Raw genomic sequence first — 15,502 nt, 5'->3', positions numbered from 1 at the left:
CCACAAAGTGTGACGCACAGCTGCCAGAAAGCAATTTTAAAACACGCTCTAGTACTCCATCCAGCCAGAAACCCTACTAACAGTGCTGATTATTTTGTCAGTCTGCAAGGCGGAGGATGGAAGCGGAGTGGTTCCTCCGCTGACTGACGACAACGCGGCAGATGGCAAAATAGGCAGTGCTTTTAGTAGGGGTTCTAGCCGGATGGAGTACTAGAGCCTGTTTGCATTAAATAATTTTTAAATTCGGTAACAGCCGGGAGGTAAATATGCCATTTGATTTTCATAACAAAGACAGAATTAAGAATTTATTGGAAGAGCTGGAAGAACTGCGTTACCACAGCTTGCAGGAAATACCGGAATTCCTCTGGTACGAAGACGACAAAAAGACAGGAAACAGGACACCTGTGGGAGATCCGCAAAGAGTAGGAAAAGGATTTCGCTGGAAAGGCTGGGACCGCTATAACTGGCTGTGTACCAACATCACCATACCAGAATCCATGCAGGATGAAGAAGTAGTTGGGCTCTTTGACTTCGGGGCACGTGCCGGAACGGGAAATAACAGCCATTTTGAAAGCCTGTTGTATTTAAATGGGGAACCTTACCAGGGAGTGGATGGAAACCACAGAGAAGTCTTTTTAAAGCCTGGGAAAAACGGATTCAGCCTGGAGCTGAACTTCCGTGTATGGTCCGGGCTGAACGGCGGCGGCAGGCCACAGGAAATGGCGATGGAAATAAGGCGTGCGCAGTTTGGGGTACTGGATCATATGACAGATGAGTTTTATTATCTGGCAAGAACTGCCCTGGAGGCTTACGAGCTTCTGGACGATAACCATGCATATAAAGAGTGGATTTTAAATACACTGGTGAAAGCCTTTGGCTATGTAGATTATACCGAGCCAGGCAGCAGTGAATTCTATGAGAGTGTCAAACAGGCTTATGCATATTTAAATGGACAGATGGATGGACGGGGAAAACCGGAAGTAGAGGTGACGCTGCTTGGACACACCCACATTGATGCCGCGTGGCTTTGGCGGCTGTGCCATACCAGAGAAAAGGCTGCACGTTCCTTTTCCAGCGTCAACCGTTTAATGGAAGAATACGGACAGTATACTTTTCTGCAGTCCCAGGCACAGCTTTACGAGTTTATCAAAGAGGACTATCCCGACATCTATGAAAAGATCAAAGAAAGGGCTGCCCAGGGAAGATGGGAACCCTCCGGATCCATGTGGGTGGAATGTGACTGTAACCTGGTTTCGGGAGAATCCATAATCCGCCAGATTCTGATGGGAAAGAATTTCTTTCTGCAGGAATTCGGATATGAAAATGATTTCCTGTGGCTTCCCGATGTGTTCGGCTATTCCTGGGCACTGCCCCAGATTTTGAAAAAATCCGGTGTGGATACCTTTATGACTACAAAGATCAGCTGGAATGATACTAATAAGCTCCCCTATGATACCTTTTTATGGAGAGGGATAGACGGAACGGAGGTAACTACTCATTTCATTACCACCACGGACCAGGGAGATTCTTATTATACATATAACGGCGATACCAGGCCGTATGCCGTAAAAGGCGTCTGGGATAATTACAGCAATAAGGATTTGAACAGAGATCTATTGATCGCCTATGGATACGGCGATGGCGGGGGAGGACCCAATCGTGATATGCTGATGACCATGGGGCAGCTGAATAAGGTACCGGGTATTCCCAAAGTCAAAACGGAAACAGCCCGCAGTTATTTTAAACGGCTGAACACAACCCTTGGGGAAAATCCCATGCACGGTTTTTTGCCTGTCTGGGACGGGGAACTGTATCTGGAGTTTCACCGGGGTACCTATACATCCCAGGCATATAATAAAAAAATGAACCGGAGGATGGAGTACTTATTAAGAGATGTAGAACTGCTATGTGTTCTGGCACAAAACATATCCGGTCTGCCCTACCCCCGGGAAGAGATTAAAAAGGCATGGAAGATCGTGCTGTGCCACCAATTTCATGATATCCTTCCGGGCTCCTCCATCAAAGAAGTATACGAAGACAGTCATTCCGAATACGAGCGTGCCAAAGAGCTGCTTATGAGGATAGATGAAAAACTTTGCAAAGCGCTGTATCAGCCGGAAAAAGGTGTCTATACGGTCTTTAATAATGCAAACTGGAAGCGGAGTACCTATGTTCGGATAACGGAAACGAAGGAAACAGATGTGTTTACCGATGCCGACGGAGTACGGCTGGATTCCAGATGGAATGATGGAAGCAGTGAAGTGTATTTACCGGATATAGAGGCATTTTCCTTTGCGGTCATTACGAAAAAAGAGGGAACAGCCGTATCTGGACGGGAAGCAGAGAACTTTAGAGCAGATACACCCTTTTATACGGTTTCCTGGAACCAGCAGGGACAGCTGACAAGCATCTATGATAAGGAAGCAGAAAGAGAAGTGCTTCCGGCAGGAAAATGCGGCAATGTACTCCAGGTTTTTGAAGATAAGCCAAGATGCTTTGATGCATGGGAGTTAGAGCCTACCATTGATTTAAAGAAAGAAGAGATCACAAACTGCATCAGCATTAGAGCAGAAGAGCACCCGACAGGAATTTATGTTACCTTTATCTGGAAATATCATAAATCCAGGATCAGCCAGACCATGTGTCTCTACCGGAATAAAAAAAGAATTGATTTCCGTACCGCAATCGACTGGGAAGAACGCCAAAAGCTTCTGAAAACGGCATTTCCAGTGGATATCAGGGCGGTGGATGCCAGATTCGATATACAGGAAGGCAATATGAGAAGGCCCATTACCCGCAATACTCCCTGGGAATATGCCAAATTTGAAGTAGTTGCACACAAGTGGGTGGATCTGTGGGAAACCGGATATGGAATGGCGGTCTTAAATGACTGCAAATATGGCCATGACATCAAAGAAGACACCATACGCCTGACTCTCTTAAAATCGGCGGTAGATCCGGACTACACGGCAGATCTAGGATATCATGAGTTCACGTATTCGATTCTGCCCCACCATCTGGAATGGTATCAGGCAGAAATAGAGGAGGAAGCATTTGATCTGAATAACCCGCTGACTGGCAGGTCCGGGAAACCGGTGCTGGAAGATCGTTTTCTTACTTTTGATGGAGATAACATCGTTGTGGATGCAGTGAAAAAAGCGGAGAACAGCGAAGCCATAGTGGTTCGTTTTCATGAATTTAAAGGGGCCAGAGCAGTCATCAAAATGCGGTGTGCATTTAACATCAGGCAGTGGTGTGAATGCAGCCTGATGGAAATACCGGAGGGGACATTCCGGGAAGAACCGGTAGAAATATTTATCAAACCATATGAGATTAAAACCATAATGATAAATTTCTAAGAGGAAGAAACAGCCGCCAAATGGTACACTGAAAGTGCGTCCGTTTGGCTCCCAGCCCGGGAAATCAAGGACGGCTGAACAATATCTGCGGGAGGAAAAAAATGAAGTTTTTTATAAAGTCCGGCTTGGAATCTCTGAGAACTGATGAACAGTTGATTCTTATGGGAAAGTACGGGGAGGAGCCAAATTTCTCCAACATATATAACATGATAGAAAACAGACAGTTCACCAGGTGGGATATTCAGGAAGAAAAAGAATATCCTTTTTGCCATTTACAGAAAAAGTGCCGGGAGCTGGGAAAACATGCAATGGGCAGTATCTGTATTTATCTGGATGGACTGTGTGCGGATGAAGAAAGTGCAGCAGAACTCATACCCATCATGGTGAAGGCAATTGTAAAAGGCGGATATTCTTTTGCAAAAGAAGGGTTAAAAAAGATTGGAAATAATAGTATATTTATAAACAGGGAATTATTTTCAAAATATCCCGAGAGCCAGTATACCTTTATCACAAAATTTGCTTTAAGTAAAATCCTGGAGGATGCCGAACTGGATGCCAGGTGCATCGGTCATGCAAGAAGTCTGGGCAACCTTCCCGGAAATTATTTCGGAATCCGGGAGATGGAAGCATATGTCAGGGAACTGGCAGAGTATTATCAGATAAGGGCAGATATACTTGATGACAGGGCATTAAGTGAACTGGGATGCCAGGGAATCCTGTCAGTGAATCAGGGGAGCAGCAAAGGCGCCAGGCTTTTTGTTCTTCACTATGATGGAGATGGGTCCGGAAATCTTACGGCACTGGCAGGCAAGGCAGTTATGTTTGACAGCGGCGGCTATCATTTAAAATCCATGAGTGGCATGGAAGGGATGCAGTATGATATGTGCGGCGGTGCGAATATATTGTCGGCATTTGAAATGGCAGTGCGAAAGAAAAGTGAACAGAGGATCTGCGCCATTATACCCTGTGTGGAAAATGTAATCAGCCCGGATGCCTGCAAAATGGGAGATGTCATCACAACACTGTCAGGCAGAACGGTGGAGATCTATAATACCGATGCGGAAGGGCGGCTGATACTCTGTGATGCGTTAACTTATGCGGCAAAATTAGGAGCAGAGCGTATCATAGATCTGGCAACTCTTACCTATTCCTGCCAGAACGCCCTTGGAAATGAGATAGCAGGGATCTTTTCCAATAGTGATGAATTCTATGGAGAGTTTAGCAGGACCGGGCAAAACTGCGGGGAAAAATTCTGGAGGCTGCCTTTAGATGGGTGTTTCCATGAGAAAATAAAAGATTCCCTAACGGCGGATCTCATTAATTATGCCCCCGGGTCAGGCGGCGGTGCCAGTATAGCGGCATCTTTTCTGGAAGAATTTATAGAGGAAGGAATCCAGTGGATTCATCTGGATGTGGTAGGCCCCGCTGTGAATAAGCAGGAAACAGATGACTTGTGCAAAGGTGCCACCGGAGTTTTTGCAGATACCATAGCTGCCCTGCTGGATAGAAAAGGAGTGACAGACAGATGACAGATTATTACTTTGATACAGACATGAAAAAAGAAGTCCTGGAGAATTATCTTTCCAGGGCAGTAACGGCTGCAGGATTATTGGAAAGCAGTACCCTGGAGGATGATTTGAGAGCCATCGGAGAGCTGGGGGTGAAATTCCTGGGGAGAGCCTCCGGGGTCTGGTATATGACCATGGACGAGGAAGAACATTTTGAAAAAAGCAGGGAACTGGCGGAAAAAGTCCATGCAGTAGATGAAGATATTATCCTCCAGTCCTGTATATTTGAGATCATCGTTGAAAAAATAAATGAGATTCCCATTCCGGAATATGTCTTTGAAGCATTTGGCGTAAAGCCGGAAAAAAGAAACTTTTGTCTGGAAAAGGCGTTGTTTCCCCAGAAGCCTCCGGGTTTTATACATACAAGCGATGAAAAAGAAAAAAATGGAGGGATTCCGGATCTGAACCGTCTGGAGGCCAGGATGTGGTTCTATTACAGAGCCAGCCGTTATATTGACTGTGGTTATGAAGCCCTCCATATGGGGCAGGTTCATCTATATACCGCCAATGACAGTGGATTTCTAAAAACAGAAGAGTTGTTTTATCTGATTCGGGACTATGGAAAAAAGCATGCACGCCGCCACAAAGTACTTCTGGATGCCCACACACACGGTATCAATATCCGGGGAAGACTGCTGTTTGATTATCATGCCATGCCATTTACGGGAGTGCCCCTGCTTGAGCATCCGGGTCATAAACAGGTGCTGGTAAGAGAAGGGTTCAGCGAAGGAGGAAGCAACCCAAACGGGTGGAGTGCTCAGGCAATGCCTTATCTGATGGAATATGACAACTGGGGAGGAAAAGTAATAGACCGATTTGATGCGTATACCAGAGAAGAGCTGGCGAAGAAAGACTGGTGGGGATATGATCAAATCGGATGGTTTGCCAACCAGGATGAAGCGACCAGGAACCACTTTCTGGAGTACACCTACTATTGGACAGAAGTCCAGAATCCAAATGCCTATTTTGAAGTTCCCTTTCGCAGAATGCTCAGTGATGCGGCCCTTGTGGCAAAGCGGGAAGATGGAACTATAGGAATACAGGAATTTTACCAGATTAATGATAAAAGCAAAGGCTGCCCTATGGGATTTTCCCAGGAAGGCACGCTTCGCAGACTTTGGAGCATGAATCATATGCTGCGGCAAAAAGCAGCCAACCCGGGCAATCTGATGGATTATGGCGCAAGGGAGGAATACGACGAAGAAACCGGCGTGAAGCTGCCGGAAAAAGTAGTGGTATATGGCAGCTTTCAGCCATTTGTGGGAGCAGTAAAGAATGATTCTAACAGTGAGGTGACCCGCATGTACTATCTGGGCGGTGGCTTGTATGCCCTCACAGTGGTCATTCCCTATGCGGGTACCTACGATTATGCAGTTTCCACTTACGGAACACTGTCTGCAACATACTGTTACGACTGCTTTCCAAGAAGTGGTTCTTCCAATAAGGCGAATCTGGTAACGGAAAAGGATAATACCGTTATAAGATTTACTTACCGGTTTTCTGATCATAGAGTTAGCGCGGAAATTGTGGAGGCAGAAACCAATAGTTGTAGAAGTATATCTGAATAATCATGTGATCTAACTTTAATGAAAGGACAGAAAAATGGTCAAATACGAATTCAAAATAATAAGTTCTCTTAATAAAGTCTTTCCGGGAGCAGAACCGGAAGACGATTTAAGGGGCATAAGGTTATCCGGATTTTGGGGAGAAACGATTTCCCTGCAATGTGCATACCGGGCGGAGTCTTTGTATACCGGGTATGGAAGGATAGCGTTACATGGCAGTTTAAAAGATGCGGTGCGGATAAGGGAAGTGAAACTAATGCCATCTGTTTTGCCCTGCAACGGGGAAGGGGATGACCATTATCTCTCCAAAGAGCCCGGTCTTTATCCTGATTTATTAAGTAATATTTCTCTGGAGAGGATAACATATGTTCCCTGTCAATGGCACGCCTTGTGGATTGATCTGGAAGCAGAAGAGGGAATGGAAGGAAACCAGGATCTCATATTGCAGTTTTACGATGAAGAAGATTTACTGGTGGGCGAAGCACGGACAGAAATCTGTATTTACCCCATACATCTGCCCCCTCAGACCTGTTTTCATACAGAATGGTTTCACTGTGACTGCCTTGCGGATTATTACGGGGTAGAGCCCTGGTCTGCCCGCCACTGGGAGATTATGAAAAATTTTATCACACTGTATAGCAAACGAGGCATAAATATGATTTTAGCCCCGGCATTCACACCGCCTCTTGATACTGCCGTAGGAGAAGAACGGACTACGGTACAGCTGGTAGATGTAAAGATTGTGGGCGGAAAATATATGTTTTCCTTTGATAAGCTGTACACTTTTTTTCAGATGTGCATGGAATGCGGTGTGAAATATTTTGAAATCGCCCATCTTTTTACCCAGTGGGGGGCTAAAAGTGCACCCAAGGTGATGGCTGAAAAGGAGGGTGCCCTGGTGCGGATATTTGGCTGGGAGACCGACAGCCAAAGCTTTGCATACCAGGAATTTCTGGGACAGTTTCTGGATGCCCTGGTGCTCAGACTGGATGAGTGGAAGTTAAGAGACAGGGTATTTTTCCATTTGTCGGATGAGCCGGAGGAAAAAGATCTGGAGATGTACCGGAAAGTCAGAGAATCTGTATCCGCCCATTTAAAGGGATACCCCATTATGGACGCAGTGTCCAGATATACCTTCTATGAGAGCGGTGTCGTGGATAAGCCGGTTCCGGCAGTTGACCATCTGGAGCCTTTTTTAGAAAATCAGGTTCCGGGACTTTGGACCTACTATTGCGGTGCCCAGGGAAAAGACGTTACAAACCGATTTTTTGCCATGCCTTCCGGCAGAACGCGGATTCTGGGAGTGCAGATGTACCAGTACCGGCTGGAGGGATTTTTGCACTGGGGATTTAATTTCTACAACTCCCAGTATTCCCTGTACCATATTAACCCATATCAGGTCACGGATGCTGGAGCGGCATTTCCATCCGGCGATGCCTTCCTGGTATATCCGGGAGCAGACGGCTGTCCGGAAGAATCCCTCCGCCTCATGGTATTAGCGGAGGCTATGCAGGATATCCGGGCATTCCAGATGCTGGAAGAACTCACATCCAGGGAATACGTAATGGATTTGATCAGACAGACAGCTGAAGAACCCGTAACACTGGTTTCTTATCCCGACAACAGTCAATTTTTTCAGAAACTCAGGGAAATTGTAAACAAAGAGATTGCTGACAGGAGAATTTCTTACAGGAACAGTTAAATGATGTGAATAGAAGGTACCAAAAGGACGGACAGATGAAAAGTAAAAAAATTTATAGTTACTCCATATTTAAGCAGCTGGTTTCCTTTACTATTGTGATTAGCGTTGTGCCCATCATCCTGATCAGCGGTTTTCTGTTTCAGAAAATAGAACGGCTGATAGTAGGAGATCTGGTTAATTCTCATGAACAAATAACAGCCCAGTATATGAAAAATATCGAAGAAAAAATGCTGCAGTACCAGAACAGCCTGGAATTTATCGCCAATAATACGATTATACTGGACACACTCACAAATGCATCAGGCAAAAGCAGTCCTTACATGAAAGGCCGGGATATCAGCACAGAGGTCACAAAATCTCTGCTGCTGGACCGTCCCAGTGAGATCAGAAACTGTATGATTTATTCCAAAATCAGCGAGATTCCCGTGTACGGCAGCAGAGCTACTATGATGGAAGAAGCAAAAAAGGAAACCTGGTACCGCAATAAAAAAGCGCTGAATGAGGGATGGTTTACATACATTTCCGCCGGAAAAGGCCAGACTATTTTATCCATTCTGCGTGAAATAGAAAAGATTGACCTGCTTAATTATACAAAAAAAGATATTGGCATTATTAAGCTTGACATATATATGGAACGTCTTTTCTCCCCGGGGAAAAACTGGGAGAATGAAAAAAGTAATTTTGATGTGATTGTCTATGGTACAGACGGGCAGGACCTCTACGATTCCGACCCGGATAAAAGGGAAGTTCTCACGGAATTTTTACAGCGCCAGTCCGATGGGGAAGATTATCATAACGGTAAAATCCATACGATATCGGACTATGTGGTTGCCAGTACTGCCCTGGAAGAGTATGGGATGAATATACTGTTCTTATTTACAAACAGCGAACTTATGGAGAAAAAAGGAGAGATACAGCTTCTGGTAATCCCCCTTCTGCTGTTGGTTATCCTGGCAATTTTATTTTTTTCTTATTTGTTTACCTATCGTTTTTCAGCACGGGTCGGTGCCCTGGTACAGAAGATTAAAGTTGCGGAAACCGGTGATCTTACCATTACAAAGCCTATTGCCGGCAGCGATGAGATCGCCTATCTGGACAAGCAGTTCAGCCATATGCTGAAAAAACTGGATAAACTGATACGCAAAAACTATATCCAGCAGCTGGAGAATAAAGAAACGCAGCTGCGCAATCTGCAGCTTCAGATCAATCCCCATTTTCTGTACAATACACTGGAAACCATCAGCTCAATTGCAGCAGTCAACCAGGCTTTCGTGGTATGTGATATGTGCGAAAAACTGGGAGAAATCTTCCGCTACAGCCTTGGGAAAAATTATGGAGAATTTGTGACGATTTCCCAGGAACTCCACCATACCCAGAATTATATTTTTATTCAGAAAATCCGCTATAACGAGCGGTTTGAGGTTTTTTATAATGTAGAAGCGGATGTGGACCGCTATATGATTCTCAGGTTTATTTTACAGCCGATTGTAGAAAATGCCATCGTACACGGACTGGGGAATCTCACATCAAAAGGAACCCTGGAGATCTCCATTCGCAGGGAAAAGGATGCATTGCTCATTGTCATTGAAGATGATGGGGTGGGGATGGACGCAGAGCGTGTGCGGGACTTAAATACCTTTATCAATGAGCCAAAAGAGGTCCGGGACAATAAAAAAAGCATTGGAATCCGAAATGTAAATCAGAGGATACAACTATCGTGCGGAAATGAATATGGAATATCTATTGAAAGTAAGCCATATCAGGGAAGCCGGTTTTATATTCGGCTGCCTTTAATACAAAGGGGAGGAGATATGTAATGAAATACCGACTGCTAATGATCGATGACGAAGAATTAATCAGGAAGGGTTTTCTTGCCAGATTACAGTATTTAAACCTGGAATTTGAGGAAATTCTGGAAGCTTCCTCCGGGAAGGAAGCGCTGCTGCTGCTGGAGAATAAAAGCGTGGATATCGTAGTGACCGATATCCATATGCCGGATATGGACGGGCTGGCATTTATAGCAGAAGCAAAGCCGCTGTATCCCCACATGAAGTATATTATTCTAAGCGGCTATGCCGAGTTCGCCTATGCGGAACAGGCAATCTCTCTGGGGGCAAAAGCTTATCTGCTTAAGCCCCTCTCAAATGGAGAACTGAAAAAGGTAATGGAAAAAACCATTCAATCGTTGGAAGAAGATGAGCGGATCCGCAATACCATATCCAGCCAGACCAAGCTGCAGAAAGAAAAAGAGCAGTATACCATGGAAAAAGGCATCAATGCGCTGGTGAGCAAGCAGGTGATGGAAACAGAGGAAAAAGGATTTCTATATGAATTGCTAAGCGGTGACCATCCCCGCTTTTTCAGCCCTGGATGCATACATTTTCTGGGGATCATTAATATAGACGGGAGAAGCTATTCCGGCAGTAAATTTGGACATGAAGATATTGATTTAATCCGGTTCTCCATCAAAAATGTTTTCTTGGAAATCGTTTCCGTTTGTGATAAGGTAATGGTGGATAACTTATCCAATTATAACCAGCTCTTTGCGATATTTTCCCTGGAAAGAGAGAAGCTTTTGCGAAATGAAATAGAGCAGATTTTTTTAAAACTGCAGAATATTTTTGAAAAAAAGATGGATATTTTTCTTACATTCGGACTGAGCAGGGGGACGCTGCACTTGTCGGCTGCCAGCAAAAATGAGGCGATGGAGGCATTAAAACAGAGACTGGTATATGGAACCTCCAACATTTATTTCTATGAAGATGCCAGTATATTTCAAACGGAACAATTTCCCACGGCAGCATTAAATATGCTGTATCACTATATCGAAAGGCACGATATCGGCAATATACAGACTTTGATTCACGAAATATTTTCGGAAGAAAAGCTGATCAAATATAACGTAACTTACATCCGGGTCATGTGGGTGCGCATTTTAAATATGGTTTTGCGGAATTTTAATTCAAATGGCATCCAGAATCCCAAAAGCATGGAAAAGCTTCTTTCCAGTTTCAACATCCTGGATGAACTGCATAACGTGGAAGAAATGGAAGGTTATTTAATCGATATAGTCATGGACTGCATGCAGAGCGAAGGAGCCGTAGATACCAATGCCAGGAATAAAATCATGCTGGCGCTTCAGTTTATACAGGAAAATTATAATGAAAATATCGCCATAAATGAGCTGGCGGAACGCTATGGCATGAGTCCTAATTATTTTTCGTCCGTATTCAAAAAAGAGCTAAAGCAGTCAACCGTCAATTACATTACCGAATTCAGAATCAAAAAAGCCAGGGAATTCCTGGTGGAAACAGATAAAAGCGTTGTAGAAATTGCGAAGAAAGTGGGGTATGAAGACAGCCAGTATTTTTTCCGGGTGTTTAAAAAATCCACAGGGCTTACGCCCCTGCAATACCGGCAGCAGAACAGGTAGAATAGAATGGATCAGGGAGGAATTACGTTGCACATATATAAGAAAATAACAGATGTACGAATGACAACTTTGTTGTTTGTATTATGCTGGATAGCCTATTTTACGTCCTATCTGGGCAGGCTGAACTACTCGTCAGCCATGACCGTCATGATCAAAGAAACCGTACTTTCAAAATCCCAGGCAGGATTTATCAGTATGACTTACTTTTTCGCCTATGGAATCGGGCAGCTCTTAAACGGTTTCCTGGGAGACAAAGTAAATCCCAGAAAAATGATATTTCTGGGGCTGTCAATTTCAGGAGCCGCTAATCTCATTATGGGGTGTTTTGCCGATTTTGGCATTATGGCGGCAGTCTGGTGTATAAACGGCTATGCTCAGGCAATGATATGGCCTCCGATTATCCGCATTTTTGCAGAAATGCTGGAAGAGAAAACGAAACTCCGTTTCTGCATCAATATCATATCCACCCAGGCGCTGGGAACCCTGGCATCCTATTTGTTATCGGCAGCCGTCATTTATCTGAACGGCTGGAATGGAGTGTTTTTTGCAGCAGCAGCACTGCTTATAGCAGCAGCGCTCCTTTGGGATATTAAATTCCGGAAAATAGAGAAGTATTCCATTGAATTCGGAATAGAAGATGGGACGGAGGATGAGATTAAGAGCGGCAGCAGGAAGGAGAACCAGGTTCCTTTTCTTTCACTATTGACAGGAAGCGGAATCCTGGTCATCCTGATTCCTGTAATTGTACATGGTGTTTTAAAAGACGGTGTAACCTCCTGGGTTCCTACCTATATCAGCGAAACCTTTCTCACATCCCCGGCACTTTCCATACTGGTGACTACCGTTTTACCTGTTATTAACCTGACCGGTGCTTACGCTGCGCAGTATTTGTACCGGAAGTGGAAAAAGCAGGAGACAAAGACAGCCGCATGTTTTTTTCTGGCGGCAACCGTATCGCTGCTCTGCCTGTGGCTGTTTGGCAGTAAATCATTGCTGCTCACGGTAATATTGCTATCTGTTATTACTGCATCCATGATGGCTGTAAATACGATTTTTGTAAATCTGCTTCCACTGAGATTTGAAAGAGCAGGAAGAGTCTCCACCGTTTCGGGATTCTTAAATTCCATGGCGTATCTGGGCTGTGCCATTTCCACATTTACAATAGGTATACTGGTTCAGAACAATGGCTGGGAAAATACAATCTTAAGCTGGCTGGGCATCACCTTCTTAGCGCTTATCATGTGTATACTGTTTGGAAATAAAAAGATCGCCAGCAATTAATAGAAAAAGGAACATGCAGCTCGATAGCATGTTCCTTTTCTGATGAAATTATTTTGTAATAACCGTACCTGTCTTACCAAGATAAGCATCACAGGCATGTTCCATATTTGTGATAATTGCCTTGCGGTTATTGCCGGATGCAACAAAATCCACGGAAGCCCTGATCTTAGGAAGCATGGCTGTTTCACCAAATTCCTTATGGTCAATGTGTTCCTGCGCCTCTGTACAGGTGATCCGGTGGAGTTCTTTAGGCGTTTCAGATTTATAATCAATGCAGACATATTCTTCATTGGTTAAAATAATCAGTGCGTCAGCATCGATCAGTTCCGCTAATTTTCCGGCAGTGTAATCTTTTTCAATAATTGCGCTGGCACCTTTCAGTTCGCTGCCCTGTTCCAGCACCGGGATACCGCCGCCGCCGCAGGCGATAACGATCTGGCCTGCATTTACAAGGGCCTTAATCGCATCAATTTCAATAATATCCTTTGGTCTTGGTGCCGCTACAATTCTGCGGAAGCCTTTCCCTGGTTCCTCTACTACGTAGTTGCCCTTCTTTTCTTCTTCTTCCGCTTCTTCAGCAGTCAGATAACGGCCAATTACTTTGACGGGATTATAAAAAGCATCGTCATAAGGATCCACCAGAACCTGGGTGAGAATGGTGCTTACCGTATTGAAGATACCGCGTTTAATCAACTCCGCACGGATTGCATTCTGCAAATCATATCCGATATATCCCTGGCTCATGGCGGAACAAACAGACATCGGTGCCTGGGTATAATCTTCATGAACCTTACCGAATTCATTCATTGCAGTATGAATCATTCCAACCTGGGGAGCATTGCTATGTGAAATAACCAGCTGGCATCCTTCTTCTACCAAATCAGCAAGAATCTTCGCAGAATTCTTCACTGCAACCTTCTGTTCCGGAAACGTAGTACCAAGAGCTTTATGGCCAAGTGCAATCACAACTTTTTTCTTCATAATCAGTTACCTCTTTCGATCTGTATTCTTTGTTATACTGCTTAAACTTTTCTTCTATTATATAGTTAGGGGAGGGAAAAAGCAATATTTTTCGCGTGTAAACTGTGACACACAGCTTTCAGAAAGCAATTTTAAACAAGCTCTATATTACAAAAAGTTGGAATAATATAAAATTATCAGATAATTGATACAAAAATAAAATATAAAAAATTAATAGAAAAAAATATAAAAAAATGGTTGACAAATGAAAGAGCGGGGGATATAATAAAGACAACAAAAAGATAAACCATCAATTAAAACTTAATTAACTAAGGAGGAGAGTCCCATGGGAACTTAATCTGAAACATTTAATTTACAAAAGTGAAACTGATGGAAAAGTAGATGTTGATAAGCAGATGTAGAAACGAAAGCGAAAGCAGACAATATACAGATGTGGTAAACCAAATACAAAGTACAGAAGAAGAACAGTTGTAAATTTGAATGATAGAAATCTAAGAAAGAGAGGTACGGACCACCAAAATATTAAGCGCAGTTGCTTTTGTAAAACACAGAAGTAACCAAGAACGGATGACATTGTAAGCAATGTAAATAAAGTTTTAAGAGCTCAAGAAACAAGTGATTAAGGTGTAAAAATTTTAATCATGCAACAAATCGATTTGAAAGTATCAATCTTCCAAATCAAAAGTTTAAAGTTAAACGTTTTGAACAGAAGAAGTTTAAAAGAAGTTATTTAAGTAAAAAGAGTGAAAGGTATTAAGCAACAAGCGGTTTGAGTGAGCAGTTTTAAGCAATTGTAGTTGAAGTAAAGGTTAAACAGATGATTTAAGTAATTGGAGTTTTAGGAAGTAGTTTAATAACTTTGATCAGGGTGTAAATGACCAGAGATTTTAAATGAAGAGTTAAAACCCGTTCCTTAAAAAGAAGGTTTAAAAAAGTATTTTAACAAAGTGGTTTGAAAAGAAATATCAGAACCAGAAGTAGTTTAAGAATTTTATGAAAACTTAGAAAGCGAGGAATTTAAACAACAGAAAGTTTAAAACAGGATGATTTTAAACAAAAGAAGTTTAAAATGTAAGAGTTTTAAACGGAGAAGTAAGGTAGAATCAAAACCTTATAAAATTGTAATTGAGAAAAGTCGACGAATAAGATTACAAAGATGAAAAAGAGGTAAAAGAATGATTGAAGTTCATTAGGAGCGAGTATCAACAAGGTGATGTATAGTTGATGCTCGTTCCTTTTTGCGTTTTAATATCTCCAAGAAAACATAGTACTGAACGGTGAGAAGAAAAGAAAGAATAAAATGCAGCTGTAAGGAGATGATGACTCTTTACGGCTTTTTTGCGTCTGGATTAAAAAAAAGTTTCCTAAAGGTATATTTCATGTACAACCTCATATATTGGTTAAAAGGGGTGAGGACATGAAAGGAAAAGATGATTTTGTCCGGATTTTTGCAACAGGAGTCCGGGAAATTTTACAGAAGATGGATGTTGATTTTGAAAAACTCCAGGAGATCAGGCTGAGAGTTGATAAGCCGCTGTTGATTACCTGTGCCGGCAGAGAGTATTTCGTTTCCGTTAAGGGACGGTTAAGTACCAGGGAAGCAGACGGTTACA

9 protein-coding genes and 1 pseudogene are annotated in these 15,502 nt (G+C 43.2%); 9 read left to right on the top strand and 1 reads right to left on the bottom strand.

Going from position 1 to position 15,502, the window contains the following annotated elements:
- The 8 genes from ACH2DQ_RS11185 to ACH2DQ_RS11150 all read left to right on the top strand — a co-directional run.
- Window positions 1-80, top strand: an 80-nt coding sequence (locus ACH2DQ_RS11185) for a DUF6783 domain-containing protein (protein ID WP_395026753.1), incomplete at its 5' end; no start/stop codon positions are given.
- 186 nt (window positions 81-266) lie between these two features.
- Window positions 267-3,359, top strand: a complete 3,093-nt coding sequence (locus ACH2DQ_RS11180) for an alpha-mannosidase (RefSeq protein WP_394914328.1) — start codon at window positions 267-269, stop codon at window positions 3,357-3,359.
- A 101-nt stretch (window positions 3,360-3,460) separates the two neighbouring features.
- Complete coding sequence (locus ACH2DQ_RS11175) at window positions 3,461-4,888, top strand: M17 family metallopeptidase (RefSeq protein ID WP_394914329.1); 1,428 nt, start codon at window positions 3,461-3,463, stop codon at window positions 4,886-4,888.
- Window positions 4,885-6,495 carry a hypothetical protein gene (locus tag ACH2DQ_RS11170; protein WP_394914330.1) on the top strand — a complete coding sequence of 537 codons (1,611 nt, stop codon included), beginning with the start codon at window positions 4,885-4,887 and terminating at the stop codon, window positions 6,493-6,495. The genes ACH2DQ_RS11175 and ACH2DQ_RS11170 overlap by 4 nt, the downstream gene beginning before the upstream one ends.
- Before the next feature lie 34 nt (window positions 6,496-6,529).
- Window positions 6,530-8,194, top strand: coding sequence for a DUF4091 domain-containing protein (locus ACH2DQ_RS11165; RefSeq protein ID WP_394914331.1), 1,665 nt, complete (start codon window positions 6,530-6,532; stop codon window positions 8,192-8,194).
- 35 nt (window positions 8,195-8,229) lie between these two features.
- The gene (locus ACH2DQ_RS11160; protein ID WP_394914332.1) at window positions 8,230-10,011 is read left to right on the top strand and encodes a histidine kinase; all 1,782 of its coding nucleotides are present in this window, start codon (window positions 8,230-8,232) and stop codon (window positions 10,009-10,011) included.
- Window positions 10,011-11,627 carry a response regulator gene (locus tag ACH2DQ_RS11155; protein WP_394914333.1) on the top strand — a complete coding sequence of 539 codons (1,617 nt, stop codon included), beginning with the start codon at window positions 10,011-10,013 and terminating at the stop codon, window positions 11,625-11,627. The genes ACH2DQ_RS11160 and ACH2DQ_RS11155 overlap by 1 nt, the downstream gene beginning before the upstream one ends.
- A 27-nt stretch (window positions 11,628-11,654) precedes the next feature.
- Window positions 11,655-12,908, top strand: a complete 1,254-nt coding sequence (locus ACH2DQ_RS11150) for an MFS transporter (protein WP_394914334.1) — start codon at window positions 11,655-11,657, stop codon at window positions 12,906-12,908.
- 48 nt (window positions 12,909-12,956) lie between these two features.
- On the opposite strand, the gene arcC is transcribed toward ACH2DQ_RS11150, so the two are convergent.
- The gene (gene arcC, locus ACH2DQ_RS11145; RefSeq protein WP_395026746.1) at window positions 12,957-13,889 is read right to left on the bottom strand and encodes a carbamate kinase; all 933 of its coding nucleotides are present in this window, start codon (window positions 13,887-13,889) and stop codon (window positions 12,957-12,959) included.
- Window positions 13,890-15,306: 1,417 nt separating this feature from the next.
- On the opposite strand from arcC, the pseudogene ACH2DQ_RS11140 reads away from it, so the two are divergent.
- Window positions 15,307-15,502 (top strand): annotated as a pseudogene (locus ACH2DQ_RS11140) (stage III sporulation protein AA); the annotation flags it as partial.

This window comes from Robinsoniella sp. (assembly GCF_034124845.1).
Note: the sequence above shows the minus strand (reverse complement) of the source record. Positions and strands in the feature narration are given on the sequence as shown.